Annotated in this window: 23 protein-coding genes; 11 read left to right on the forward strand and 12 right to left on the reverse strand. The window is 73.0% G+C overall.

The window, feature by feature from the left end:
* Positions 1 to 6: 6 nt before the first annotated feature.
* Complete coding sequence (locus ACQPY0_RS40340; RefSeq protein ID WP_432973380.1) at positions 7 to 1,659, reverse strand: DUF2142 domain-containing protein; 1,653 nt, start codon at positions 1,657 to 1,659, stop codon at positions 7 to 9.
* A 147-nt stretch (positions 1,660 to 1,806) separates the two neighbouring features.
* Here ACQPY0_RS40340 and ACQPY0_RS40345 point away from each other — a divergent pair, with 147 nt between their 5' ends.
* Positions 1,807 to 2,688 (forward strand): PAC2 family protein, encoded by an 882-nt coding sequence (locus tag ACQPY0_RS40345; protein WP_432973383.1) that lies wholly within the window; start codon positions 1,807 to 1,809, stop codon positions 2,686 to 2,688.
* A 47-nt stretch (positions 2,689 to 2,735) separates the two neighbouring features.
* On the opposite strand, the gene ACQPY0_RS40350 is transcribed toward ACQPY0_RS40345, so the two are convergent.
* Entirely contained in the window at positions 2,736 to 3,950 is a 1,215-nt protein-coding gene (locus ACQPY0_RS40350) for a pyridoxal phosphate-dependent aminotransferase (RefSeq protein ID WP_432973386.1), read from the reverse strand.
* Between the two features lie 136 nt (positions 3,951 to 4,086).
* Between ACQPY0_RS40350 and ACQPY0_RS40355 the strand changes: the two genes are divergently transcribed.
* Entirely contained in the window at positions 4,087 to 4,881 is a 795-nt protein-coding gene (locus tag ACQPY0_RS40355; RefSeq protein WP_432973389.1) for a GntR family transcriptional regulator, read from the forward strand.
* A 1-nt stretch (position 4,882) separates the two neighbouring features.
* Here ACQPY0_RS40355 and mctP read toward each other — a convergent pair whose 3' ends face one another.
* The 3 genes from mctP to ACQPY0_RS40370 form a co-directional block, all read right to left on the reverse strand.
* Entirely contained in the window at positions 4,883 to 6,538 is a 1,656-nt protein-coding gene (gene mctP, locus ACQPY0_RS40360) for a monocarboxylate uptake permease MctP (protein WP_432973392.1), read from the reverse strand.
* Between the two features lie 6 nt (positions 6,539 to 6,544).
* Positions 6,545 to 6,766, reverse strand: coding sequence for a DUF3311 domain-containing protein (locus ACQPY0_RS40365; RefSeq protein WP_432973395.1), 222 nt, complete (start codon positions 6,764 to 6,766; stop codon positions 6,545 to 6,547).
* A gap of 132 nt (positions 6,767 to 6,898) precedes the next feature.
* Positions 6,899 to 7,807: a threonine ammonia-lyase gene (locus tag ACQPY0_RS40370; protein WP_432973398.1), complete on the reverse strand. Its 909-nt coding sequence runs from the start codon at positions 7,805 to 7,807 to the stop codon at positions 6,899 to 6,901.
* 74 nt (positions 7,808 to 7,881) lie between these two features.
* Here ACQPY0_RS40370 and ACQPY0_RS40375 point away from each other — a divergent pair, with 74 nt between their 5' ends.
* The 3 genes from ACQPY0_RS40375 to ACQPY0_RS40385 all read left to right on the forward strand — a co-directional run bounded on the left by ACQPY0_RS40375 (position 7,882) and on the right by ACQPY0_RS40385 (position 11,484).
* The gene (locus ACQPY0_RS40375) at positions 7,882 to 8,748 is read left to right on the forward strand and encodes a LysR family transcriptional regulator (RefSeq protein ID WP_432973401.1); all 867 of its coding nucleotides are present in this window, start codon (positions 7,882 to 7,884) and stop codon (positions 8,746 to 8,748) included.
* Positions 8,749 to 8,893: 145 nt separating this feature from the next.
* On the forward strand, positions 8,894 to 10,606 hold the full coding sequence (locus tag ACQPY0_RS40380; protein ID WP_432973404.1) for a 3-oxoacyl-[acyl-carrier-protein] synthase III C-terminal domain-containing protein: 1,713 nt from the start codon (positions 8,894 to 8,896) through the stop codon (positions 10,604 to 10,606).
* The gene (locus ACQPY0_RS40385; RefSeq protein WP_432973407.1) at positions 10,603 to 11,484 is read left to right on the forward strand and encodes a DUF6999 family protein; all 882 of its coding nucleotides are present in this window, start codon (positions 10,603 to 10,605) and stop codon (positions 11,482 to 11,484) included. Before ACQPY0_RS40380 ends, ACQPY0_RS40385 begins: the two co-directional genes overlap by 4 nt.
* Positions 11,485 to 11,492: 8 nt before the next feature.
* Here the strand turns inward: ACQPY0_RS40385 and mshC are convergent, their stop codons facing one another.
* Positions 11,493 to 12,743, reverse strand: a complete 1,251-nt coding sequence (mshC, locus tag ACQPY0_RS40390; RefSeq protein ID WP_432973410.1) for a cysteine--1-D-myo-inosityl 2-amino-2-deoxy-alpha-D-glucopyranoside ligase — start codon at positions 12,741 to 12,743, stop codon at positions 11,493 to 11,495.
* Positions 12,744 to 12,865: 122 nt separating this feature from the next.
* On the opposite strand from mshC, the gene ACQPY0_RS40395 reads away from it, so the two are divergent.
* Together ACQPY0_RS40395 and ACQPY0_RS40400 are read left to right on the forward strand one after the other, a co-directional pair.
* Positions 12,866 to 13,687 carry a MerR family transcriptional regulator gene (locus tag ACQPY0_RS40395; protein ID WP_432973413.1) on the forward strand — a complete coding sequence of 274 codons (822 nt, stop codon included), beginning with the start codon at positions 12,866 to 12,868 and terminating at the stop codon, positions 13,685 to 13,687.
* 113 nt (positions 13,688 to 13,800) lie between these two features.
* A complete protein-coding gene (locus ACQPY0_RS40400; RefSeq protein ID WP_432973416.1) occupies positions 13,801 to 14,166 on the forward strand; it encodes a VOC family protein in 366 nt (121 codons plus the stop codon).
* A gap of 209 nt (positions 14,167 to 14,375) precedes the next feature.
* Here the strand turns inward: ACQPY0_RS40400 and ACQPY0_RS40405 are convergent, their stop codons facing one another.
* From ACQPY0_RS40405 to ACQPY0_RS40420, 4 genes are all read right to left on the reverse strand, one after another.
* Positions 14,376 to 15,107 (reverse strand): SCO1664 family protein, encoded by a 732-nt coding sequence (locus ACQPY0_RS40405; RefSeq protein WP_432995566.1) that lies wholly within the window; start codon positions 15,105 to 15,107, stop codon positions 14,376 to 14,378.
* Between the two features lie 78 nt (positions 15,108 to 15,185).
* Positions 15,186 to 15,761 (reverse strand): DUF3090 domain-containing protein, encoded by a 576-nt coding sequence (locus ACQPY0_RS40410; RefSeq protein ID WP_432973419.1) that lies wholly within the window; start codon positions 15,759 to 15,761, stop codon positions 15,186 to 15,188.
* 51 nt (positions 15,762 to 15,812) lie between these two features.
* Entirely contained in the window at positions 15,813 to 16,517 is a 705-nt protein-coding gene (locus tag ACQPY0_RS40415) for an MSMEG_4193 family putative phosphomutase (protein WP_432973422.1), read from the reverse strand.
* A 61-nt stretch (positions 16,518 to 16,578) separates the two neighbouring features.
* Positions 16,579 to 17,625, reverse strand: coding sequence for an LLM class F420-dependent oxidoreductase (locus tag ACQPY0_RS40420; RefSeq protein ID WP_432973425.1), 1,047 nt, complete (start codon positions 17,623 to 17,625; stop codon positions 16,579 to 16,581).
* A 118-nt stretch (positions 17,626 to 17,743) separates the two neighbouring features.
* Here ACQPY0_RS40420 and ACQPY0_RS40425 point away from each other — a divergent pair, with 118 nt between their 5' ends.
* From ACQPY0_RS40425 to ACQPY0_RS40440, 4 genes are all read left to right on the forward strand, one after another.
* A complete protein-coding gene (locus ACQPY0_RS40425; RefSeq protein WP_432973428.1) occupies positions 17,744 to 18,715 on the forward strand; it encodes an aldo/keto reductase in 972 nt (323 codons plus the stop codon).
* Positions 18,716 to 18,737: 22 nt separating this feature from the next.
* Positions 18,738 to 19,829, forward strand: coding sequence for a YncE family protein (locus tag ACQPY0_RS40430; RefSeq protein WP_432973431.1), 1,092 nt, complete (start codon positions 18,738 to 18,740; stop codon positions 19,827 to 19,829).
* Positions 19,830 to 19,841: 12 nt separating this feature from the next.
* Positions 19,842 to 20,033 carry a DUF5703 family protein gene (locus tag ACQPY0_RS40435; protein WP_432973434.1) on the forward strand — a complete coding sequence of 64 codons (192 nt, stop codon included), beginning with the start codon at positions 19,842 to 19,844 and terminating at the stop codon, positions 20,031 to 20,033.
* Between the two features lie 91 nt (positions 20,034 to 20,124).
* On the forward strand, positions 20,125 to 22,668 hold the full coding sequence (locus ACQPY0_RS40440; RefSeq protein WP_432973437.1) for an EAL domain-containing protein: 2,544 nt from the start codon (positions 20,125 to 20,127) through the stop codon (positions 22,666 to 22,668).
* Between the two features lie 15 nt (positions 22,669 to 22,683).
* Here the strand turns inward: ACQPY0_RS40440 and ACQPY0_RS40445 are convergent, their stop codons facing one another.
* Positions 22,684 to 23,463 (reverse strand): hypothetical protein, encoded by a 780-nt coding sequence (locus ACQPY0_RS40445; protein WP_432973440.1) that lies wholly within the window; start codon positions 23,461 to 23,463, stop codon positions 22,684 to 22,686.
* Between the two features lie 315 nt (positions 23,464 to 23,778).
* Positions 23,779 to 23,958: a hypothetical protein gene (locus ACQPY0_RS40450; RefSeq protein WP_432973443.1), complete on the reverse strand. Its 180-nt coding sequence runs from the start codon at positions 23,956 to 23,958 to the stop codon at positions 23,779 to 23,781.
* Positions 23,959 to 24,069: the final 111 nt, after the last annotated feature.

The raw sequence follows: 24,069 nt of genomic DNA on the forward strand, positions 1-24,069 counted from the left end.
CAAAGGCTATCGGTCGCCCGGCGAGGAATCCGCCCAGGGCAGGCGCGATTCCCGCCACGTATCGGACGCCAGCTCCCGCTGGGTGGGAAGCCCGGGCTCGCTCACACCGTCGCTTTTGGCGGCCGGCTCGTCGGCCGGCGCCTCCCCGGGGCCGGGCAGGACGGGGGCCGGCTCGTCGTGCGGGACGCGCCAGAAGACCACGGCGGTGAACAGCAGCCCGGCGATCATGATCACCAGGGGCGTGAGCGATCCGGTCGGGGGATGCCAGCTGCCGACCAGCGGGTTGAAGAAGCCGACGCCGGCGTGCGTCGGCATGCCCCGCTGCCAGCGCACCATCGCCCACACGAGCAGCACCAGGTGTACCGGCAACAGGAAAATGATCATCGTGCGCGTCATCGTGCGCGACTGGCGCGCGTCGAACAGCCGCCGCTCCAGCGTCCACGCCGCCAGCAGCGGCAGCCCCGAAAGCAGCGGCAGCATGTACCGGCCGTTGATGATGAAACCGGTCATGTTGGCCTGGCTGACCTGCAGGAACCCGGGCAGCGCGACACCGCCGAGCAGCACGACGAGATACCGCCAGCGCATCGTCCAGTCGCCCAGCACCCCGCCCATGACCACCAGCCCGCCCACGAGCACCGCCCACACCAGGTAGAACGGCGTCCACATGATCACGTCGAACCAGCCGGCGACGCCGATGAGACCCTCGACGTAGACCCACCAGCTGTCGGCGTAGATGGCGATCGCCTCACCGGTCTTGAAGCTGTACTCCCCCGGCGTCGGCGGCACCAGCTCACCGGTCCTCATGCCGACGATCCAGGCGGCGGACAGCACTGCGGCCAGCAGCACCCCGCCGGTCCACAGCTTCACCCGCGTCAGCCGCCAGTACTCCATAAGCCACCGCCACCGCACCGGCACCGCCAGCGCGAACAGCGCGAACGCGAACCAGGCGGGCCCCGCCGAGCGCAGCGTCAGCAGCAGCACCGCGCTGATGCCCAGCAGCGTGACCAGCGAGCGCTTGGCCACCGGATCGGGCGGCTCCAGCAGCAACGGGATGCCGGCGGCGAAGAACGCGATCCCGGCCGCGATCTCCACCGAGTTCGGGTTCACCCCGCCGGCCAGGTGCGCGAGCATCGGGGTGGCCACCGCGAGCAGCGTCGCCGCGGTGAGCCCGAACCGCGACCAGCGCAGCAGCGACACGAACGCCGAGGCCAGCAGGGCCGCGCAGATCGCCGAGCTGATCAGCCGGGCGACGAGCAGGCCACCCCAGTTCGGCCACAGCCGCAGCGGCACGCCGACGGCGAAGTAGTACAGCGGGTTGTACCGCCCCGCGCTGGTGCTCACCTCGCCGACCGGCCCGCCGGAGAGCCCGGTGGCGCAGGCGGCGGAGACGTGCGGCTTGAACCCGAAACAGACCGCGTGGGCGTCCATCCCGACCGGTACCCGCTGGTAGGCCCCCATCCCGGGCTTGCCGAACGCGTCGGGCACCACGGCCGGCCGCGCGAAGATCTGCCCCGGGTCGAACGAGGCGACCCCGGCCGCCCGGATGGAGTGCTGGACCTCGTCCGCCGGCCCGTCGAACGGCGCGGCGAAGCACCACGCCCCGAAGACCAGGAAAAACGCGACGAAGGCGACCAGCCAGGACCTGCGACCGTTTCGCATTCCCGGAGCGTACCGAGAGATCTTGTGGCCATCGTACCGGGCGTGACATCTCACCCCGGCGCTCGTCGCCCAGGGCATTCACCCCGATCTGGATCGTCCCCGCGCGGCCGACAAGCCATCTCGCGGCGCTCCACGTAGGCTGGGACCGTGACCGAGTTCGACGGCCTGCCCGTGTTGCGCTCCCCTGTCGCGATTGCCGCGTTCGAAGGGTGGAACGACGCTGCCGACGCGTCGACCGCCGTCGTCGAGCATCTCGAGCAGGAGTGGGGTGCGGAGACCATCGCCTCGCTCGACCCCGAGGACTTCTACGACTTCCAGGTCAACCGGCCGACGGTCCTGATGTCCGAGGGCGAGACCAGGCGCATCGAGTGGCCGACGACCCGCTTCGCGGTGGCCAGCCCGCCCGACGCCGAGCGCGACATCGTGCTGATCCGCGGCATCGAGCCGAGCATGCGCTGGCGCACCTTCTGCGAGGAGGTCCTCGAGGTCTGCCACTCCCTCGAGGTCAGCCGCGTCGTGCTGCTCGGCGCCCTGCTCGCCGACGTGCCCTACACCCGCGCCCTGCCGGTCAGCGGCTCGGCCCCGACCGGCGCCTCGAGCGAGACGGTGGAGCGCCTGGGCCTCATCCCGACCCGCTACGAGGGCCCGACCGGCATCGTCGGGATACTGCACGACGCCTGCGTGCGCGCCGACCTCGAGGCCGTGTCCTTCTGGGTGCACGTGCCGCACTACGCCAACAACCCGCCGTGCCCGAAGGCCACCCTCGCCCTGCTGCACCGCCTCGAGGAGATCCTCGACCTGCCGGTGCCCACCGGCGACCTGGCCAAGCAGTCCGCGGAGTGGGAGGAGCGGCTCAAGCAGGCCGCCGAGCAGGACGCGGAACTGGCCGAATACGTCCGCGAGCTGGAGGAACGCGCGGGGGACGCCGGCCTGCAGCCGCTGTCGGGCGACGAGATCGCCCAGGAGTTCGAGAAGTACCTGCGCCGCCGCGGCGGCCAGGCCGGCCCGTCGGCCACCGGCGCCTGGTAACGCCTGCGAGCCCCGGGCGCCCCGCGAGCAGGGCGCCAGGGGCTCGGTCAGTCCTGGACGTAGGTCGTCAGGAAGCGGCCCAGCCTCGTGACCGCGGTCTCCAGGTCCGCCACGCGCGGGAGCGTGACGATGCGGAAGTGGTCCGGCTGGTGCCAGTTGAAGCCCGTGCCCTGCACGATCAGGACCTTCTCCGCCTTCAGGAAGTCCAGGGCGAAGCGCAGGTCGTCCTTGATCGGATACACCTCGGGGTCCAGACGCGGGAACATGTACAGCGCGCCCTTGGGCTTCACGCACGACACGCCCGGGATCTCGTTGAGCATCTTCCACGCGATGTCGCGCTGCTCCAGCAGGCGGCCACCCGGCAGGATCAGGTCGTTGATGCTCTGGTAGCCGCCCAGCGCCGTCTGGACCGCGTGCTGCGTCGGCACGTTCGGGCACAGGCGCATGTTGGCCAGTACGTCGAGGCCCTCGATGTAGCTCGTCGCGTGCGCCTTCGGGCCGGACAGCACCATCCAGCCGGTGCGGAAACCCGCCACCCGGTACGCCTTCGACAGGCCGTTGAACGTGATCGTCAGCAGGTCCGGCGCGACGGCGGCGGTGGAGACGTGCTCCGCCTCGTCGAAGAGGATCTTGTCGTAGATCTCGTCGGAGAAGATCAGCAGGTCGTGCCGGCGGGCGACCTCGGCGATGCGCTCCAGCAGCTCGCGGCTGTACACCGCACCGGTCGGGTTGTTCGGGTTGATCACGACGATCGCCTTGGTGCGCGGCGTCACCTTCGCCGCGATGTCCTCGACGTCGGGCATCCACTCGTTGGACTCGTCGCACAGGTAGTGCACCGGCCGGCCCCCGCACAGCGACACCGACGCCGTCCACAGCGGGTAGTCCGGCGACGGGATGAGCACCTCGTCACCGTTGTCCAGCAGCGCCTGCAGCGACATGACGATCAGCTCGGAGACGCCGTTGCCCAGATACACGTCCTCGATGTCGACGCCGTGGACGTCCTTCTGCTGGTAGTGCTGCACCACTGCCCGCCGCGCCGACAGCAGGCCCTTCGAGTCGCCGTAGCCGTGCGCGGCCGGCAGGTTGAGGATGACGTCCTGCAGAATCTCCTCCGGCGCCTCGAAGCCGAACGGCGCCGGGTTGCCGATGTTGAGCTTGAGGATGTGGTGGCCGTCGGCCTCCATGCGCTTGGCGGCGGCCATGACCGGTCCGCGGATGTCGTAACAGACGTTGGCCAGCTTCGCGGACTGAGTCACCTGCATGCAGGCACCCTACGGCCTGCCGTCAACGGCCGCGGTAACCACTTCTCAGAATGTGGCTCCGCCCGCAACGGCTTCCGCTCGGCGAATGTGCTCGAACACGTTGCGTATTGCATCCTAGGAGGCTAGGTTGAGACGCATGACGATCAATCCGGGGGCCGCGGAGTTTCCGCATCGGCAGATCGGGGCGCAGATCCGGGCGCAGATCCAGCGCGGGGACTGGGCGCCCGGGGAGCGACTGCCGTCCATTCCGGCGCTCGCCGCGCAGTACGGGGTCGCCAAGCAGACCGTGCAGCGAACCATCGACCAGCTGCGGATCGAGGGGCTGCTCATCACCCGGCCCGGGTCGGGGACGTTCGTGCGCGGGACCAAGCGGCGGATGAACCGGCTCTCCCGCGGACGATACGGCTCCCAGCGCGGATACCACGCCGAGCTCGCGGCGCGATACCGGCAGCATCTCATGATCGTGGCGCAGATGCCGGCGCCCGCGGACGTCGCCGAGGCGTTCGGGCTGCAGGCGGGGGCGCCGCTGCTCGTGCGGCGGCACATCGTGCGGACCGGGGACTCGCCGGTCGAGGTCGGGGCGTCGTGGTTCCGGCCGAACGACGTGCGGGGGACCTCGATCGAGCGGCCGGACGTGTTCGACCGGCCGCTCTACCAGGAGGTCGAGGAGGAGCTCGGCCGGCGTTACGCGTCCGCCCGCGACCAGGTCAGCGCCCGGCTGCCCACCCGCGAGGAGGCCGAGCTGCTGCAGATCCGGCCCGACACGCCGGTGCTGGTGCTGCTGCACGTGGCCTTCGACGAGGACCACAAGCCGATCGAGGTCGCGCAGGCGGCCTGGCCGGGGCCGATGACGCAGCTCACGGAGGAGTACCGCATTCCGGCGCCGCGGCCCGGGCTCCCCGACGACGAGCCCGGGCTGGCGCTCGGGTAGGTCAGGTGATGGGGTCGGGCGCGACCGCCGGGGCCGGGGCCGGGGACGCCGGGGCCGGGACGCGCGGGTCGCCCGCCTCGGCGAAGTAGTCCTCGCGCCGCGTGTCGTCGCCGCCGTCGCGCACCGACGCGGCCCGCAGGACCAGCGTCAGGATCGCGGCCACCAGCAGGTTGACGATCACGGCCACGAAGCCGACGTAGATGGTCTTCTTCGTGTCCAGGCCCCATTCGCTCAGCGGGAACGCCGAACCGGCGAAGTGCCGCTTCGTGGCCGGGTTCACGACCTGATACAGCATCCACAGGCCCAGGCCCATACCGGCGACCCAGCCGGCCACCAGGGCGCCCCGGTGGAACCAGCGGGTGAACAGGCCCAGGCCCACCGCGGGCAGGGTCTGCAGGATGACGACGCCGCCGATGAGCTGCAGGTCGATGGAGAACTGCGGGTCGACGAAGACGACGAAGAGCAGCGCGCCGAACTTCACCAGCAGTGACATCACCTTCGAGACCGTGGCCTCCTGGGCGGGGGTGGCGTCGCGCTTGAGGTACTCCCGGTAGATGTTGCGGGTGAACAGGTTCGCGGCGGCGATCGACATGATGGCCGCCGGGACCAGGGCCCCGATGCCGACGGCGGCGTAGGCGACGCCCGCGAACCAGTCCGGGAAGATCTTGTCGAACAGCAGCGGCACCACGGTGTTGTTGTCGTTGGTGCCGTTGGGGTTCTTCAACGGCGTGACGCCCGCGGCGATGGCGGCGAAGCCGAGCAGGGCGATGAGGCCCAGCAGGAAGCTGTACGCCGGCAGCGCCGACATGTTCCGCTTGATCACGTCCCGGTTCCGGCTCGCCAGCACGCCGGTGATGCTGTGCGGGTACAGGAACAGGGCCAGCGCCGAGCCCAGGGCGAGCGTGAAGTACTGGACCTGGTTGTCGGCATTGAGCAGGACGCCGTCGGCGAGCGCCGGGGTCTTGTCGAACTTCGCGTCGGCGGCGTCGAAGATGGCGCCCCAGCCACCGAGCTTCGCCGGCAGGTAGAACACCGCGACGAGGATGACCACGTAGATGAGGATGTCCTTCACGAACGCGATGAGCGCCGGGGCGCGCAGGCCGCTGGAGTACGTGTAGGCGGCCAGGATCGCGAAGGCGACGATGATCGGCAGGTGCCGGGCCAGGGTGCCGGAGCCGGTGACGCCCATGGTCTTGAGCACCGACTCGATGCCGACGAGCTGCAGGGCGATGTACGGCATCGTCGCCACGATCCCGGTGATCGCGACCAGCAGCGCCAGGGTCGGCGACTGGAACCGCGACCGCACGAAGTCGGCGGGGGTGACGAAGCCGTGCCGGTGCGACACCGACCAGAGCCGGGCCAGGACCAGGAACACCAGCGGGTAGACGATGACGGTGTACGGCACCGCGAAGAACCCGGCCGCGCCGGAGGCGAACAGCAGCGCCGGCACGGCGACGAACGTGTACGCGGTGTAGAGGTCGCCGCCGACGAGGAACCAGGTGATCCAGCCGCCGAAGCTGCGCCCGCCCAGGCCCCACTCGTCGAGGTGGGCCAGGGTGTCCGGGCGGCGCCAGCGGGCGGCGACGAAGCCGATGGCGCTCACGGCCAGGAACAGGAAGACGAAGATGCCGATCTCGAGCTCGTGCTCACGCCACACGGCCGCTCACCTCCTCTTCGTCATCCGGTAGACGAGCGTGGTGGTGCCCACGCCCAGGACGATGAAGGCCAGCTGCAGCCAGTAGAAGCGCGGGAAGCCGAGCAGGCGGGGGCTGTCGGCGTTGAACAGGACGGTCAGCAGCGGTACGGCGATCGGGATGATCAGCAGCCAGTTCCACGGGCTGCGGTCACCCGCCGGCGGGGCTTTGCGCTCTTCAGGACCGGTCATGATGACAGACCTCTCCTTCGACGGGGGTATCCGAACCTGGGCGGCAGGTCCGTATTGATCGACGTAACCTGATCCCCCGCCGCGCGCCGGGCCCGCCGGGCCGCGAATCGGCGAACGGTACGAACGATGCGCCTAACGGGCAAGCTCCAATTCGGTGGCGTTGGCTCCGGACACCACCACCGCCACGGCGGCGCCCATGAGGTCGGGCCGGGCGAGCACCGCGGCGAGGGCCGCCGCACCCGCGCCCTCGGCCTGGGTGCCGGCGCGGGTGGCCAGCAGGCGCCGGGCGGCGTCGATCTCGTCGTCGCCGACCAGCACGAAGCCGGCGAGGTGCTCGCGCAGGACGGCCTGGGGGGCGGCGAAGCCGCGGCCGGTGGCGAGGCCGTCGACGCGGGTGTGGTTGCCGCGGTGCACGCACCGCCCCGCCGTCCACGAGTCGTGCGCGGCCGGCGCCGCCGCCGACTGCACGCCGATGACCCGGCAGCCGGGCGCCACCGCGGCGGCGACCAGGCACGCGGCCGCCGCGCCGGTGCCGGAGCCGACCGGCACGACGACGGTGTCGAGGCCCGGGTGGCGCTCGAACAGCTCCAGGTACAGCGTCGCGACCCCGGCGATCAGGGCAGGCTCGTCGCCGGGGCTGACCAGCCGGCCCGGCAGCGTCGCGGCGCGCTCCTCCGCGTCGGCCATGTTCGCCCCGTGCCGCACCACGCGGGCGCCGAGCGCCTCCACCGCCCGGACCCGCAGCTCGCTCGCGTGCTCGGGCATCACGACGGTGGCCGCGCGGCCGTACTCCCGGGCGGCGTAGGCGATCGCGCGGGCGTGGTTGCCGGTGGAGTACGTGACGACGTCGTCGTCGAGCGTGGCGAGCAGGTTCAGGGCGCCGCGGACCTTGAAGGCGCCGGTGGGCTGGGCGTTCTCGTGCTTGACCACGAGGCGGCGGCCGGCGGCCTCGTCGAGCAGCGGGTAGGACCAAGACGGGGTCGGCTGCAGGTGGCCGGCGATGACCCGGCGGGCGGCGAGCACGTCGCGCATCGTGAGCATGGGATGAGGCTCGCGCGGTACGAACGATAAATCCAATGCTTGTTAAGGCCGAAAATCATAGACACGATTGATGCATGCTTGATGTGACGCGACTGCGGGTGCTCGTGGCGGTGGCGCGGCACGGATCGGTGACCGCCGCGGCCGAGGCCCTGCACTATGCGCAGCCGTCGGTCAGCCACCACCTGGCCCGCCTCGAGGCCGAGACCGGCGCGCAGCTGGTGCAGCGGGTCGGGCGCGGGGTGCGGCTGACCCCGGCCGGGCGGCTGCTGGCCGAGCGCGGCGAGGAGATCCTGGGCCGGCTTTCCTCCGCCGAGGCGGAGCTGGCCGAGCACAGCGGGCTGCGCGCGGGGTGGGTGCGCCTGGCGGCGTTCCCGTCGGCGCTGGGCTCGTTCGTGCCGCTGGCCGCCGCGCGGTTCGCCGAGGCCCATCCGGACGTGACGCTGCAGTTCGTGGAGGCGGAGCCGCCGCTGGCGCTGCGGCTGCTGCGATCGGGCGAGGTGGATTTGTCGGTTATTTTCGATTTTTCGGACAAATCGAACGACGGCCTTCGGGTCACGCCGCTGTTCACCGAGGCGTTGCACCTGGTCACGCGGCCCGGACGCTCGGGCGAACTGGCCGACTTCGCCCGGGCGCGCTGGATCGCCGGATGTGAGCGGTGCCGGGAGAGCCTGGTGCGCCGGTGCGCGACGGCCGGGTTCGCGCCCGACATCGCGTTCACCACCGACGACTACGTGGCGGTGCAGGCCCTGGTCGCGGCCGGGCTCGGGGTGACGATCCTGCCGGAGCTGGCACTGCGCGCCCACCGCTCACCGGACGTGCAGACGGTGCCGCTGCACGGCGGCGAACGCCACGTCGGCGTGGCGGCGTACGGTGTCCCCCCGGACCCGCCCGCGACGGCTCGCCTGCTCGACATTCTGGTGGCCACCGGTAACGGCTCGTAGCGGAGATTATGTGAATTTTCCTCACAATGTTACGGTGTGTTCAAGCTGTGCGGCACCGGGCCGGGTTACTCAGGTAGCGATACCCAGCCCGGCTGAGTCGCCGGACGGATCCGCCAGGGCCCCCGCCCGCGGCTGAATGGTCCCCATGGGACAGACGTCAGCGGTGTACATCACGGGGTGCGGGGCGTACCTGCCGGGCGAGCCGGTCGGCAACGACGGGATCGCGGCCCGCCTCGGCGGCACCGACCCGGCCACGGCCCGCCGCCGGGCCCGGGTGCTCGCGGCGAACGGCATCCGGACGCGCCACTACGCGGTCGGCGACGACGGCGAGCCGGGCCCGAGCAACGAGGAGCTGGCCGCCGAGGCCCTCGAGCGCGCGGTGAAGGACGGCGGCCTGACCATGGCCGACGTCACCATGCTCGCCACCGGCACGACCATGGGCGACCAGCTCGTGCCCGGCTTCGCGGCGATGGTCCACGGCCGCGCCGGCACCGGCCCGATGGAGCTGCTCAGCGCCGGCGGCGTCTGCGCGTCGTCGCTGGCCGCACTGAAGGCGGCCGCGTCGGCGGTGGCGCTCGGCGAGCACGCGACCGCCGCCGTGGTCGGCTCGGAGCTGGTCAGCCGGGTCCTCGCGCAGCGGCGCTTCGCGGCCGGCGGCCGGCCGACACCGGACGCGGAGTTCCTGCGCTGGACGCTGTCGGACGGCGCGGGCGCGGTGGTGCTGCAGAACCGGCCGCGGGCCGACCGGCCCAGCCTGCGCGTCGAGTGGGTGCGCAGCGTCTCCTACGCGCACGAGCACCCCGCCGGCATGCAGGCGGGCGCGGGCTGGCTCGACGCGCGGACCGCAGCCGCCGCCGAGGCCGCCGGCCTGCTGCGGCTGCGCCAGGACGTGTCCGCGCTGCCCGGCCTGGTCCGCCTCGGCGTCGACCGCGTGCGCGACCTCGTGGACCTCGACTCGATCGACCACGTGCTGTGCCACTACAGCGCGAACACCTTCAGAAACCAGATTTTTCATCATATTCCGGAAATGTCGGAAAAGTCGTTTTCCAACCTCGAAACCTGCGGCAACACCGGCGCCGCCAGCATTTTCGTCATGCTCGAGGAGGCCTGGCGGACCGGCCGGTTCGCGCCCGGCGACCGGATCCTGCTCGCCGTGCCCGAGTCCGGCCGCTTCACCATCGCGTTCGCGCTGCTCACCTGCGTCTCCCCCGGCCAGCTGCTCGACGAGCTCGCCGAGGTGTGGGCCGAGCTGGAGACGCGCCTCGCGCGGGTGCCGATCGTCCGCCGCGTCGAGGACGGCACCGCCACCGTCGAGGACTACCGCGCGCTGCTGCTCAACCTGCGCCAGCAGGTCGTCGAGGGCGGCCGCTGGATCTCCCGGGCCGCGTCGAACTTCTCCGCGGAACGCTTCGAGCTGCGCAGCTCCGCGATCCGCCACGCCGCCGCGGAGCACCGCGACTTCCTGCTGCTGGAGCGCGACTTCGTCGCGGTCGGCGGCGACCCGGCGGCGATCCGCTCGGCGCAGAAGAACGCGGGCTCGGAGGCGCTGTCGGCGTTCATCCTCCAGCAGGCCTCCCAGCCGGACCCGGTCGACCTGCTCGGGGCCATGTTCGTCATCGAGGGGCTCGGCACCGCCAAGGCCCTCGGCTGGGCGCGGCGGCTCAAGGACACCCTGGGGCTCACCGACGAGCAGGTGAGCTTTCTGCGGTACCACGGCGAGCACGACGACGATCACATCGGCGAGCTCCACCGGCTCCTGGCACCGGTCATGGCCGACCCGAGGGCGTGCGCCCGCATCGTGCGCACCGCGCGGATCGTCGCCCGGCTCTACGTCCTGCAACTGGAGGAGATCCGGTGAAATGTCCGGCAGTTGGAGGAGATCCAGCGACCGACGGGATCTGGGACGAGCTCGCCGCGCGGGAGCCGATCGACCCGGCGACCCTGCGCCTGGTGCTGGCCGACCAGCGCTCCGCGTCGCGCCGCTGGCTGTACCCCGTGCTGCGCCCGGTCTGCAACGCCCTCGTGGCCCTGGCCGTCGTGGCACGGCGGCTCGTGCCCGGGCGGCTCACCGCGCACGGGCTCATGGACGCGCTGTGCGTGTGGTTTCTGCGCCGCTGCGTCAGCCCGGTCGCGGGCGAACTGCTCGTGCGGCACTTCGTCGTGGAGACGAACCTGCTCGTCTTCGTCGCCCGCAACACGGGCCTGCCCGGGGTCCCCGAGGTGACGCTGCGCCCCGCCGGGCTGCGCCGCCTCGGCGACCGCGCGGTCATCGAGCACGACGTGAACGTCTACGAGGTCCTGGGCGCCCTCGGCCGCCGGGAGTTCTCGCCGGTACGGCCCGAAGCCCTCGACACCACCATGCTCACGGTCGGCCCCGTCGACGCCGAGCCCGGCACCCGGCGCCTGCTGCGGCTGGACATCCAGTCGGCGCTGTGCCTGATGAACATCCCGTTCGCGCTGTGCCTGTCCGCGGCGCAGTACCGCCGCGCCGTGCACTCGCTGCGCCTGGACACCCACCTCATGGCGGTGCTGTCCGACCTGACCGGCGACCCGGTGTTCCGCACCTGGTCACCGCCGGGCGTCGCGGTGCGGGTCGACAGCCGCCTGGAGGTGCCGCGGGCGGTCTACGAGCACGCGGTCTTCTGCGAGTACGCCCACGAGCGGCTGCTGCGCGGGACTCCGTCGCCGGCCACCGTCCGACGAGTGGCCGGCGTCGAAGAGTCCCAACCGGTGTAACGAGCGAACTACAGCTTGATGCCGAGCAGGGCGTCGACCGCGGTGGCCATCATCGCCGGGGCTTCGCGGTCGTCGCCCGCGTCGGCCAGGGTCGCGTCGACCCAGGCGTCGACGGCGGCCAGGGCGCCCGGCGCGTCGAGGTCGTCGGCGAGGCGCTCGCGCACCTGGGCGACGAGTTCCGCCCCCGACGGGCCGATGCCCGCCCGGGCCGCCGCCCGCCAGCGCGAGAGCCGCTGCTCGCCGGTCTTGAGCACGTCGTCGGTCCACATCCGGTCGTTGCGGTAGTGGTCGGCCAGCAGCGCCAGGCGGACCGCCATCGGGTCGACGCCGTCGCCGCGCAGCCGGGACACGAAGACGAGGTTGCCCTGGCTCTTGGACATCTTCTCGCCGTCGAGGCCGATCATGCCGGCGTGCACGTAGTGGGTGGCGAACGGCGCCTTGCCCGACAGTGCCTCGGCGTGCGCCGCCGAACACTCGTGGTGCGGGAAGAGCAGGTCGTTGCCGCCGCCCTGCACGTCGACGGTGTCGCCGAGCAGGCTCTGGGCGATGACCGCGCACTCGATGTGCCAGCCGGGCCGGCCCGGGCCGAGCTCCCGGCCGTCCCACGCCGGCTCGCCCTCGCGCAGGCCGCGCCACAGCAGCGGGTCGAGCGGGTCGCGCTTGCCGGGCCGCTGCGGGTCGCCGCCGCGCTCGGCCGCCAGGCGCAGCATCTCGGTGCGGGAGAGGTTGGACTCGTAGCCGAACTCGGGCGCGGTGGCGACGGAGAAATACACGTCGCCGGTGCCGTCCTCGAGCGTGTACGCGTGCCCGGAGGCGATCAGGGACGACACCTTGCGGGCGATCTGCGGGATGGACTCGACCGCCCCGACGTAACGCTTCGGGGGGATGATCCGCAGTGCCTCCATGTCCTCGCGGAACAGCGCCGTTTCGCGCATCGCGAGCACCACCCAGTCCTCGCCGTCGCGGGCGGCCCGCTCCAGCAGCGGATCGTCGATGTCGGTGACGTTCTGCACGTAGTCGACCTCGTGCCCGGCGTCGCGCCACACCCGGTTGGCCAGGTCGAACGCGATCATCGTGGCGGCGTGGCCGAGGTGGGTGGCGTCGTAGGGGGTGATGCCGCAGACGTACATGGTCGCGGGACGCCCGTCGATCTCGACCGGCGCGATCTCCCGGCGCGCCGAGTCGAACAGGGCGAGCGGCGCGACGCCGGCTCCGGGACGGGGCAGCCTCGGCAGCGCCGGTGCGATCCATGACTCCATGACCAACAGGGTATCCGCGAGCGCCCCGGATAAGGATGTGACGATGGTTGCCGTTGCGGCCAGGCGTTTCGGGTACGCACGCCCCTTGCACTTCCCGTCGCTGGAAGGGTTTGACTGTTCGCATGACGACGGGCGTTGCGATCGGGGAGTTCTCGCGGCTGTGCCACCTGTCCGCGAAGACCCTGCGCTACTACCACGACATCGGGCTGCTGGTGCCGGCCGAGGTCGACGCGGAGACCGGGCACCGGCGCTACCAGCCGGAGCAGGTCGTCGACGCCCACCTCATCCGGCGCCTGCGCGGCCTGGACATGCCGCTGGCCGAGATCCGCGGGCTGCTGGCCGCCCCGGGCGAGCGGCCGCGGGCCGACGCCCTGGCCCGGCACCTTTCGCGCATGGAGGGCGAGCTGGCCCGGACCCGGGAGGTGGTCGCGTCCCTGCGCCGCCTGCTGGACGCGGCGCCGCCGGTCACGGTGCTGTACCGCACCCACGCCCCCGCCACCGTCCTGCGGCTCGCCGGCCGCGTCGCCCGCCCCGACGTGGCCGCCTGGTGCCGCGACTCCTTCGGCGCGCTGTTCGCCGCCCTCGCCGGCCGGGGTGCCGATCCGGCCGGCCTGGCGGGCTGCACCTACTCGGGCGAGTTCTTCGAGCAGGACGAGGGTGAGGTGGTCGCGTTCGTACCCGTCCTGCCCGGCCCCTTCGACGGCGATCCGCGCCGGTCGGTCCTGCCGTCGCGCCGCTACGCCGTGGCGGTACACGCCGGGCCGTACGCGGACTGCGACCTCACCTACGGTGCGCTGGGCGCCCACGTCGCGGCCCACGACACGGCGCTGGCGGAGCCGATCCTGGAGCAGTACCTGGTCGGGCCGCAGCACACCGACGACGCCGAACGCTTCCGCACCGAGGTCTGCTGGCCGGTCGCGTCGTCACGCCCAGAAGCTCGATAAGTCGGGCGCTCCGCGCCACGACTTATCGGACATATAACCCGACAGGCGAAAAATCCGTTATGTCGCGGCGCGGAGCGCCCGACATAACGCCACAACAAGGAGGAGAACACGAAATGTCCGAAATCAAGCTCGCCAACGTGACCGTGGACTGCGCCGGCAGCGCCGCCGAGCTGGCCGGGTTCTACGCGAACCTGCTCGGCCGGGAGGTCGACCCGGGTGCGTCGGAGTTCTTCGCGACGGCGGGCCGCGCGGCCCGCGAGACGCCCGTGCTCATGTTCATCCGCGTCCCCGACCGCACCCCCGGCAAGAACAGCGTGCACCTGGACCTGCACACCGAGGACATCCCGGCCGCGGTCGAGCGCGCGGTCGCGCTGGGCGCCAAGCACGTCGGCGACTTCGACGAGTACGGCACGGCCTGGGCGACCCTGGCCGACCCGGAGGGCAACCTCTTCGACATCGGGGGCCCGACCAAGAGCTGACGATGCGGCGATGCGCCATCGGATTCGCGGCCCGCTCGCACGTGAGGCCACATGGCCGTGTGATGGCGAGTCAATCGACACCATCACGATGCCGGTCCGCGCAGGAATGGTGCCCTCGATAACCCCGGGACGAGCCCGGCACAGCCACTGTGTCAGACCACATCGCAGCGACGAGGCGTACACCCGGACTGTTTTGTAGCTCCAGCTCTTTAGATCGGCGGCCAGGGGATCGCGTGGCGGTCCTCGTCGGGCTCGGGGAAGGTCCGGCGCGAGAGCAGCGCGCCGATGCGCACCGAGACCATGCCCACCTCGGCCGGGGTCAGGTGCTGCGAGAGGGCCTCGGCGAGGCCGGCGGAGTATTGCGCGCGCAGCTTCTCCAGCACCTCGATCCCGTCGTCCGGGATCGGCTCGCCGGCCCAGCCCCAGATGATCGTGCGCAGCTTGTCCTCGGCGTGGAAGCAGATGCCGTGGTCGACACCGTGGACGCGGCCGTCCACGGTGTCGATCACGTGGCCGCCCTTGCGGTCGGCGTTGTTCGCGATCGCGTCGAAGATGGCCAGGCGGGCCAGGCGCTGGTCGTCGGCGTGGGCCAGGACGTAGGGGCGGCCGCGCTCGTCGCGGGCCGACATGATCCGCCGCCAGCTGCGGGGCACCTTGTTCGCCGGGACGAACCCGAGCAGCAGGTCGTCGGACTGCAGCTCCTCGTCGATCCACAGCTGGCACATGCCGGGGCCGAGCGGGCCGTCGCGCAGGACGGTCGGCGGGACGATGCCCCAGCCGGTCGCCTCCGACAGCAGCCAGGCGCAGTGTTCCCGGCCGGCGAGCGTGCCGTCGGGGAAGTCCCACAGCGGCCGCTCGCCGCTGACCGGCTTGTACACGCACCGCGCCACCGTGTCGCCGCGCGTGACGACGCAGCGCAGGGTGGCGTTGGACGCGTCCATGAGCCGGCCTTCGATCTCCAGCTCGCCGTGGTGCAGCAGCTCGAGCGCCTCGTCCTCGGGCAGGGCCGGCACGCGGGGCTACCGGCGGTAGCCGTTGTGCCGCGGGCAGAGGTGACCGCGCGCGTCGAGGGGCTGGCCGCACAGCGGGCACGGTGGACGCCCGGAGGCCACGACCCGCTTGGCCCGCTCGATGAAGGCGCGGGTGGCCGCCGGGGTGAGCCGGACCCGCAGGCGGTCCCGGTCGGCGGTGATCAGCTCGTCGTCCTCGTCTTCCTCGAGCTCGCCCTCGCGCTCCTCGGTCTCCTCCTCGCCGACCGCGATCGCCTCGATGACCACCGTGGCGGTGTCGACGTCGAACTGCAGGCCGAGCGTGCCGACCCGGAACTCCTCGTCGAGCGGCGTGTCCAGGGGTTCGTTGTCGGTGGTCTCGGTGACCGTCTCCGCGGTGAGGTCGACGCCGAAGCGGCGATGGGCCTCCTGCAGCAACTCCTCGAGCTTCTCGGCCAGCAGGGAGACCTGCACCTTCTCGAGGGCGACGCTGATCAGCCGACCGCCGCCGCGCGCCTGCAAGAAGAAGGTCCGCTCCCCCGGCGCACCTACGGTGCCGGCAACGAACCGCTCCGGCGGCTCGAATGCGTACACGTGGTGGCTCATGCTCAGAACTCTATCCACTCAGCGCGGCGTGTGCCGCAGTCGGACACAAGATCACACCGAACCGCCCGAACCGCCACCGACGGCGGCATCCGACGACGGTTCACCCTCGGACTTCTCCGGTGGCTGGAACCCGGACAGATCGCCGCCGGTGTCGTTGAGGCGCAGCACGAACGAGCGCAGCGGGGTGTAGCGGATGACGGTGACCGAGGCCGGCTCGACCGCGATGCGCTGGAACATGTCCAGGTGCATGCCGAGGGCGTCCGCGACGACCGCCTTGATGATGTCGCCGTGGCTGCACGCCAGCCAGACCGCCTCGGGCCCGTGTGACGCGGCGATCCGCGCGTCCCAGCCCCGGATGGTGGCGATCGAGCGGGCCGACATCTCGGCCATCGACTCGCCGTCCTCGCCCGGGAAGCGGGCCGCCGACGGGTGTGCCTGCACGGTCGCCCACAGCGGGTCCTTGGCCAGCTCCTTGAGCGGGCGGCCGGTCCAGTCGCCGTAGCGGCACTCGACGATGCCGTCGTCCTCGATGACGTCGGTCACGACCGGCAGGGCGAGCGAGAGCGTCTCCCGGCAGCGCGGCAGCGGGCTGCTCACCACGGCCGCCAGCGGCAGCTTGGCCGCGGCGAGCCGCTCGCCGACGGCGACCGCTTGGGCCCGGCCGACCTCGTCGAGCCCGACGGGCTGGTGGCCGGCGAGGATGCCGGTCGCGTTGGTCGCGGTCCGGCCGTGGCGCAGCAGCAGTACGGTCGTCATGCCGCCTCCTCGCCGCGCTCGCCGGCCGCGGGCCGACGCCGGGCCCCTTGCTGCGGACCGGTCACGCCAGGCCCGCTTTCTCCCACGCGTCGGCGAGCTGGCGGATCACGCCGATGGAGTAGTCCGCGTCGCCGAACACGAGCGTGGAGATCTCCGTCACGCCGGCCTCCTTGTACGCCTGCAGCCGCTCGGCCACCCGCTCGACCGGGCCGAGCAGCGAGGTGCGGTCGATGAACTCCAACGGTACGGCGGCCGCGGCGTCCCGGTGGCGCTTGGCGAGGTAAAGGTCCTGGACCTCCCGCGCCGCCTCGCCGTAACCCATCCGGGTGGCCAGCGCGTTGTAGAAGTTCTGCTCGCGCGAGCCCATGCCGCCGACGTAGAGCGCCGCGTAGGCGCGCACCAGCTCGGCGCACATCGCGACGTCGTCGCCGAACACGACGGGCACGCTCGCGGCCACCTCGAAGCCGTCCAGCGTCTTGCCGGCCTTGGCCCGCCCGGCGCCGATCGAGGCCAGCGACTCACCCGCGTACTCCGGGGAGAAGAAGATCGCCAGCCAGCCGTCGGCGATCTCGCCGGCGAGCTCGAGGTTCTTGGGCCCGACCGCGGCGAGGTAGACCGGCACGTGCTCGCGCACGGGGTGCAGGATGAGCTTGAGCGCCTTGCCGGGGCCGTCGGGCAGGGGCAGCGTGTAGAACTCGCCGTCGTACTGCACGACCTTGCGGGTCAGCGCCAGGTTGACGATGTCGACGTACTCCCGGGTGCGCTTGAGGGGCTTGGCGAACCGCACGCCGTGCCAGCCCTCCGACACCTGCGGCCCCGACACGCCGAGGCCGAGGCGGAAACGGCCGCCGGAGAGCTTGTCGATCGTGGCGGCGGTCATGGCCGTCATCGCGGGCGTGCGGGCCGGGATCTGGAACACGGCGGAGCCCAGCTCGATCCGCTCGGTCTGCCCGGCGATCCACGACAGCATGCTCGGCGCGTCGGAACCGTACGCCTCGGCCACCCATACGCAGGAAAAACCGAGACGGTCGGCCTCCTGCGCGACGGCCAGGTGACCGGCCGGGTCGTTCCACGACGACAGGTAACCGAGGTTCAACGCAAGCCGCACAACTGCCTCCAGTGCCCTTGAGGAAAAGGCCCCCGCGCGATCCCTGCGCGGGCGGCACCAGGGTAGCCCGGGGCCCGCCTACCGTACGAAGGCGCCATCCGGCCGTATCGTTCCATGCATGCAGCAGCGACCGCTCGGCCGTAGCGGGCTGGCGGTATCCCGGCTGGCCCTCGGCACGATGACGTGGGGCCGTGACACCGACGCCGACGACGCGGCGGCCCAGCTCAAGACGTTCCGCGACGCCGGCGGGACGCTGCTGGACACCGCCGACGTCTACGCCGACGGCGAGGCCGAGTCCGTCATCGGCGCCTTGGTGGGGCGCCTCGTGCCCAGGGATGAGCTGGTCATCGCCACGAAGGCGGGCCTGCGCCCGGGCATGGCCCGCCGCCGCGACGGCTCCCGGGGGCACCTCCTGCGCGCCCTGGACACGTCCCTGCAGCGGCTGGGAACCGACCACGTCGACCTGTGGCAGGTGCACGGGTACGACCCCGACACGCCGCTGGAGGAGACCCTCTCGGCGATCGACACCGCCGTGAGCAGCGGACGCGCCCGTTACGCGGGTGTGTCGAACTTCTCCGGCTGGCAGACGGCCCGCGCCGCGACCTGGCAGGCCGCCTGGCCCGCCCGCGCGCCGCTGGTCTCCACGCAGGTGGAGTACTCCCTGCTGGAGCGCGGCATCGAGCGCGAGGTGATCCCGGCCTGCACCGCCCTGGGCATCGGCATCCTGCCCTGGTCGCCGCTGGGCCGCGGGGTGCTGACCGGCAAGTACCGCACCGGCGTGCCCGCCGACTCCCGCGCCGCGTCGCCGCACTTCGAGCGGTTCGTGGCCCCGTACCTCGACGACCGCTGCGCCGGCATCGTCGAGGCGGTCGCCACGGCGGCCGGCGGCCTCGGCGTGTCGCCGCTGGAGGTCTCGCTGGCCTGGGTCCGCGACCGCCCCGGCGTGGTCGCCCCCGTGCTGGGCGCCCGCACGGTCGGCCAGCTGCTCGGCGCGCTGCAGACCGAGGAGATCGTGCTCCCGCGCGAGATCCGCGCCGCGCTCGACGACGTCTCGGCGCCCACGTCGGGCTACCCGGAGCGCCAGACGTAGGCCCGCTTACGCTTGGCGGATCATGCTGCGCCGTTTGCTTCCCCCACCCATCGTGCTGGCCGGCGCGCTGCTGCTCACCGCGTGTGACGCCGGCGCCCCGTCCAGCAGCCATCCCGACGCGACGATGCCCACCCCGACCTGGGCACCCACCCCCTCCGCCGACCCGGACGGCACAGCGGCGCGGCTGCCGGAGGTCCCGATCGGCGTCGCCCTGTCCACCGATCTGGTGGCAATTTCGGACAAATCAGCATTTGTACGCCACGAGCCTGCGACGTCGTTCACAGAGCTGACGGTCACCGCGAAACCCCGCAGCGTGGTCGCGGTCCCGGGCGGCGGATTCCGGGCCGTGGTCGGCTCGGCCGTGCTCGACCTGCCACCCGGCCCAACCGGCACCACCCCGGGGTCCGGCCCGGGCGGGACCGGCACCACCCCTGGCGGCACGCCGGCACCCGGCGCGGGCGGGACCGGGATCGCCGCGGGGCGGTTGTGGCCGCTGCCGGGTGAGGGCGGGGCGATCGCCGTGCCCCGCAGTGCCGACTGGACCGCCGTCGCGCTGCCGGCGCAGGGAGACGTGATCATCCTCTCGTCCGGCGGGCAACCGGTCCGGACCATTCACACCGGCGGCCGCCCCGCGGCGCTCGCCGCCGACGACGAGCGCATCGCGGTCATCGACGCCGGACAGTCGTCACTGACCGTGTACGACGCGGCGACCGGAGCCCGCCAGGAGGCGCTGCGGGCCGGGGACGGGGCGGTGAGTGTCGCCGCCGTGGGCGCGCCGGGCGGGCCGAGCCGGTTCGCGGTGATCGACGCGCGCGACGGTGAGCTGCTCATCTACGACACCGGGCCGCTGCTGCTGCGCCAGCGCTACCCCGTGCCGGGCGGCGCCTGGGGCGTGGCGTCCGACCCGCGGCGGCGCGTGCTGTGGGTCACCGTCACGCAACGCAACGAGGTGGTGGGCTACGACGTGAGCGGCGGGACGCCCCGGGAGGTGGCCCGGCACCGCACGGTCCGGCTGCCGCTGGCCGTCGCCGTCGACGAGGCGAGCGGGGACCTGGCCGTCGCCGGGTCGGATGCCACCGGCGCGGAAGGGCTGGTGCAGCGCATTGCGGCGTAGCAGTATCGGTGCATGGACTACGAGTATGTGCCGCTGCGGTTACCGTCGAATGTCGACCGGATGACCGCTAACGCACAGCTGACGATTCAGGCCGAGTACGGCGGCTGGGAGCTGGCCCGCGTGCGGCTCTACCCGGACGGCACCCGCCAGGTGATGCTCCGCCGCCGCGTGACCAACGATTCGCTGCCCGGCCTCAGCACGTAGCCCGAGCGCCCGATCCGGACGCCGCGACGGTCGCACAACGTAACATCGCCGATCCTTGCTGCGCTGTGCGGCGTACGCCACACTCAGCGGCGTGTTGCTGGTCTCGGTATCGGTCACGCTCAGCGCCGCCGCACTGGCCGCGGCTCTCGCCGGGCTCATCCCGGCCGGGTTCGCTCTCGCCGTCGCGGGACTGGTCGCCGCCGCGCGCGCCACCAGCCTGTTCGTGCGCAGCCGCCGCGACCGCGACGCCGGCTGGCACCGCCCGGTCAGCGCGGGCCTCGCCCTGTGCGGGCTGTCCATCGCCGCCGCCGGGGTCTCCTCCGTCGTCGCGCCGCACGTGCTGTTCCCCGACGTGCCGCTGGCGGCCGAGCTGCCGCTGATCGGCCTGTTCCTCGTCGCCGGCACGCTGCTCATCGGCCTGTTCCACCTGCCCGGGCAGGCCGCCACCTACCTCGGGCGGGCGCGGCGCCTGCTCGACGGCGTCGGCACCGGCGTCATCCTGTTCTTCATCGCCTGGCTCGTGGTCTTCGAGGCCGCCGGGCTCAAGGGCGCCGGCCTCACCGCGGTGCTGGTCGCCGCCGTCGCGGTCGGCTCCGCCGTGGTCGGCACCATGCGGGCCGCCCCGATGCAGCCGGGCGCGTTCGTACGCGGCCTCGGGGTACTCGTCACGATCATCGCCCAGACCGCGCTCGTACTGATCTTCGACTACCACCTCGGCGGCGGCTGGGTCCTCGCCGTCGGCGTGCCGCTGGTCGCCGGCCCGCTGCTGGCCGGCCGCGCGCTGCCGCCCGGCGGGCCCGCCGAGGCCGCGGCGGTGCCGAGCCCCGACGGGAGCTTCGCGCGCTACCCGCTGCTGGCCCTCCCCCTCGCCGGCGCGCTCGTCGCCGCCGCCTACCACCTGGTCGTCGCCGGGCGGTTCGACCCGATCTCGGCGGTGCTGGCGATCGTCGGCGTGCTCATCATCGCGATCCGGGAGGCGCTCGGGGTCGCCGACGTGCGGCAGTACACCCGCTGGATCACCGAGCGTGAGGCGCGCTTCCGGGCCCTGGTCGCCGGCTCCGCCGACGTCACGATGATGCTCGACGACGCCCTCGTCGTGCGGTGGCAGTCCCCCGCCGCCGACCGCCGCCTCGGCCTGGCCGACCGCGACGTCGTCGGCCGCCCGCTGCTCGACCGCGTCCACCCCGACGACGTCGACGCGGTCGCCGCAGCCCTGCGCTGCGGCGACACGCTCGTCGAGGCCCGCCTCGGCGACGGCTTCGGCCTGTGGCGCGAGACCGAGTGGAGCGTCAGCGACCAGCGCGACGACCCGTCGGTGCGCGCGGTCGTCGTCCACGTGCGCGACATCAGCCGGCGCCGCCAGCTCGAGCACGCCCTGCACCAGGCCGCCCGCACCGACCAGCTCACGGGTCTGGCCAACCGCGCCGAGCTGCGCCGCCTGCTGGCCGAGCGCACCGCGCCCGGCGTGCTCATCGTCCTCGGTCTCGACGGCCTCACCAGCGTCAACCAGCTGCGCGGCCACGAGATCGGCGACGCGGTCCTGGTCGAGGCGGCCCGCCGGCTGCGCACCGCCATCGGCCCGGGCGAGGCCGCCGCCCGCCTCACCGGCGAGCAGTTCGCCGTGCTCACCGCCGGCGGAGCCGTGCACGCTCAGATGACCGCGAGCCGCCTGCTGACGCTGCTGTCGGACCCGTACCCGGTCCTCGGCGTCGCCTCCCACCTCTCCGCCTCCGCGGGCCTGGCCGAGCACGTCCCCGGCAGCCCGGGCACCGAGCACGGCGACCGGGCGCTGAGCCGGGCGGAGCTGGCACTGCAGCGGGCCCGCCAGCTCGGCCCGGCCCAGCCGCCGCAGTGGTACGACGAGGCCACCGCCACCCTGCTGCGCCGCCGCCTCACCATCGAGCAGGACCTGCCCGGCGCCCTCGGCCGCGGCGAGCTCGACCTGCTCTTCCAGCCCGTGATCGAGCTGCGCTCCGGTCGCGTCGCCGGCGTCGAGGCCCGCCCCCGCTGGCGCCGCACCGGCCTCGGAGCGGTCGCCGACACCGAGTTCCTGCCCGTCGCCGACCAGCTCGGCCTGCACCACGAGATCGGCGCCTGGCTGCTGGCCGCGGCCGGCCGCCAGCTGTCCGCGTGGGCCGTCCCCCCGGCCTCCGGACCGCTGTGGCTGGCCGTCACCGTCTCCCCCGCGCTGCTGGCCCACGACGCCTTCGTGGACCTGGTCGCCGCGACCGGCTTCCCGCCGTCCCGCCTCGTCGTGCAGTTCACGGTCCCCGACCCGCAGCCGCCGGACCTCGTCGACCGGCTCGCCGCGCTGCGCGCCCTCGGCGCCCGCACGGCCCTGGACGGCTTCGGCGTCCAGGCCACCTCGCTGAGCCTGCTGCGCCGCCTCCCTCTCGATCTGGTCCGGGTCGACCGCGGCACCTTCGCCGGCGCCGAGACCCCGGTCGTCGCCGCGGTGGTGAACCTCGCCCGCCAGCTCGGCATCGACGTGGCCGTGGACGGCGTCCGCGACGACGAGGAGCTGCGCACGCTCACCGCCGCCGGGTGCCGGCTGGCCCAGGGCACGCTGTTCTGCGGCGCCTCGGTGCCGGAGCGCCTCGAGGCGTACCTCGACACGCAGCGGGCCGCCTTCTAAGCGCGGCCGGGCAGCCTACCCGGCCTGCGCGGTCCGGGCCCAGGCCGCCCAGGCCGCGAGCCACTCGTCGCGGGAGCCGTCGGCGCGCAGCGTCGACCAGTAGGCGGGCAACTCGGGCACCAGGCCGCCGTCGGCAAGCCACTCCCGGTGGCGCCGCTGGTGGGCCAGGACCGTCTCCACCAGGCTGCGGTACGGCTCCCGCGCAAGCTCCGGCAGGATCGGCTCGGGCTCGCGCCGCAGCAGCTCGGGCCGCGGCCGCGGCGCGTCGAAGACCGCGGCAAGGTCGCCGATGGTGACGAGCCGGACCGGGTCGGGCCGCCAGCCGCGCGCCACGACTGTGAGCTCGGCCCCGCCGGTCTCGCACCGCGTGGCCCAGCACTCCCCGGCCCGCACCAGGCTCGCGGACACGGCCCGCCCGTCGACGACCATCTCGGTGTCGGCCTGGTGCCACGCGACGGCCGACAGCCGCTCTCCGTCGTGGCGCAGGTGGTGTTCGACCATCCAGCGCAGCGGCCCGGACTCGACGCGGGTTGCGTCCCAGCGCGCGGTCTGCACCAGCGCCCGCGGCGCGCCGGGCCCGACGCCGCCGTACGCGATCCGTACGACGGTCACCCGCCCGTCGGCGCCCTCCGACCCACCGAACCGTTCGAGGCCGGGCCCACCGTCGGCGCGCCCGGCGTCCACGATCCCGGCCACGGGCAGGCCCGCTGCGAGCACCGCCCGGCGCGTCTCGTCCCCAGCGGCCCGCAGCCGCGCCAGCACCGTCGCCCGTTCGTGCGGGGGCACAAACTCCATGCCGGGCACCCTTCTCACGTGGTCCGGCCCGCGCACACACCGCAGGCCGGACCAATCGGCCGCTAGTAGATGTCCTGCCAGGCCATCGGGGCGTACGAGAAGCAGATCCAGCCCTCGGTGGTGATACTGAAGCTACCTGCCGTTACGTGCGCCGTCGCGCGGCCGCGGCCGAGGTGCAGCAACCGGCCGTAGGCGGTCCATGTGAACCCGCGCCGCCCAGGGCCGGCTTCTCTTCTGCGTCTGGCGACTGTCCCGGCGACCCGGACTCTCGTGACAACGTCGCCGGAGCCGGCGTCGGCAGCTCCGGCGGGGCTGCTAGGCGCAGAGCGCCAACGGCAACGACGAGCTCGGGCTGCCCGGCCAGGTCGGGGCGACGCCCAGCGCCTCGTGCAGCATGGTCGCCACCAGCGGCACCCGGCTGCCGCCGCCGACCAGGAACAGGCCGCCGACCTCCGCCGGGTGCACGCGCGCACCGACCGGCAGCAGGCGGGTCATCACCACGCCGGGCGCAGGGCCGGGTGGGGCCAGCTCCTCCAGCTGCTCGCGGCCCAGCGGCGCCTCCCGGCCGCAGCGCCGGGATCATGATGATGGTGCCGCTTGAGCGCG

The organism is Dactylosporangium sp. CA-233914, assembly GCF_050942935.1.
GTDB lineage: Bacteria > Actinomycetota > Actinomycetes > Mycobacteriales > Micromonosporaceae > Dactylosporangium.

Excerpts from the sequence above, each read along its gene's own strand:
- ACQPY0_RS40340 (WP_432973380.1), bottom strand. The coding sequence starts at position 1,659 with ATGCGAAACGGTCGCAGGTCCTGGCTGGTCGCCTTCGTCGCGTTTTTC.
- ACQPY0_RS40350 (WP_432973386.1), bottom strand. The coding sequence starts at position 3,950 with ATGCAGGTGACTCAGTCCGCGAAGCTGGCCAACGTCTGTTACGACATC.
- ACQPY0_RS40355 (WP_432973389.1), top strand. The coding sequence starts at position 4,087 with ATGACGATCAATCCGGGGGCCGCGGAGTTTCCGCATCGGCAGATCGGG.
- ACQPY0_RS40365 (WP_432973395.1), bottom strand. The coding sequence starts at position 6,766 with ATGACCGGTCCTGAAGAGCGCAAAGCCCCGCCGGCGGGTGACCGCAGC.
- ACQPY0_RS40370 (WP_432973398.1), bottom strand. The coding sequence starts at position 7,807 with ATGCTCACGATGCGCGACGTGCTCGCCGCCCGCCGGGTCATCGCCGGC.
- ACQPY0_RS40375 (WP_432973401.1), top strand. The coding sequence starts at position 7,882 with ATGCTTGATGTGACGCGACTGCGGGTGCTCGTGGCGGTGGCGCGGCAC.
- ACQPY0_RS40380 (WP_432973404.1), top strand. The coding sequence starts at position 8,894 with ATGGGACAGACGTCAGCGGTGTACATCACGGGGTGCGGGGCGTACCTG.
- mshC (WP_432973410.1), bottom strand. The coding sequence starts at position 12,743 with ATGGAGTCATGGATCGCACCGGCGCTGCCGAGGCTGCCCCGTCCCGGA.
- ACQPY0_RS40395 (WP_432973413.1), top strand. The coding sequence starts at position 12,866 with ATGACGACGGGCGTTGCGATCGGGGAGTTCTCGCGGCTGTGCCACCTG.
- ACQPY0_RS40400 (WP_432973416.1), top strand. The coding sequence starts at position 13,801 with ATGTCCGAAATCAAGCTCGCCAACGTGACCGTGGACTGCGCCGGCAGC.
- ACQPY0_RS40405 (WP_432995566.1), bottom strand. The coding sequence starts at position 15,107 with ATGGACGCGTCCAACGCCACCCTGCGCTGCGTCGTCACGCGCGGCGAC.
- ACQPY0_RS40410 (WP_432973419.1), bottom strand. The coding sequence starts at position 15,761 with ATGAGCCACCACGTGTACGCATTCGAGCCGCCGGAGCGGTTCGTTGCC.
- ACQPY0_RS40415 (WP_432973422.1), bottom strand. The coding sequence starts at position 16,517 with ATGACGACCGTACTGCTGCTGCGCCACGGCCGGACCGCGACCAACGCG.
- ACQPY0_RS40425 (WP_432973428.1), top strand. The coding sequence starts at position 17,744 with ATGCAGCAGCGACCGCTCGGCCGTAGCGGGCTGGCGGTATCCCGGCTG.
- ACQPY0_RS40430 (WP_432973431.1), top strand. The coding sequence starts at position 18,738 with ATGCTGCGCCGTTTGCTTCCCCCACCCATCGTGCTGGCCGGCGCGCTG.
- ACQPY0_RS40435 (WP_432973434.1), top strand. The coding sequence starts at position 19,842 with ATGGACTACGAGTATGTGCCGCTGCGGTTACCGTCGAATGTCGACCGG.
- ACQPY0_RS40445 (WP_432973440.1), bottom strand. The coding sequence starts at position 23,463 with ATGGAGTTTGTGCCCCCGCACGAACGGGCGACGGTGCTGGCGCGGCTG.
- ACQPY0_RS40450 (WP_432973443.1), bottom strand. The coding sequence starts at position 23,958 with ATGACCCGCCTGCTGCCGGTCGGTGCGCGCGTGCACCCGGCGGAGGTC.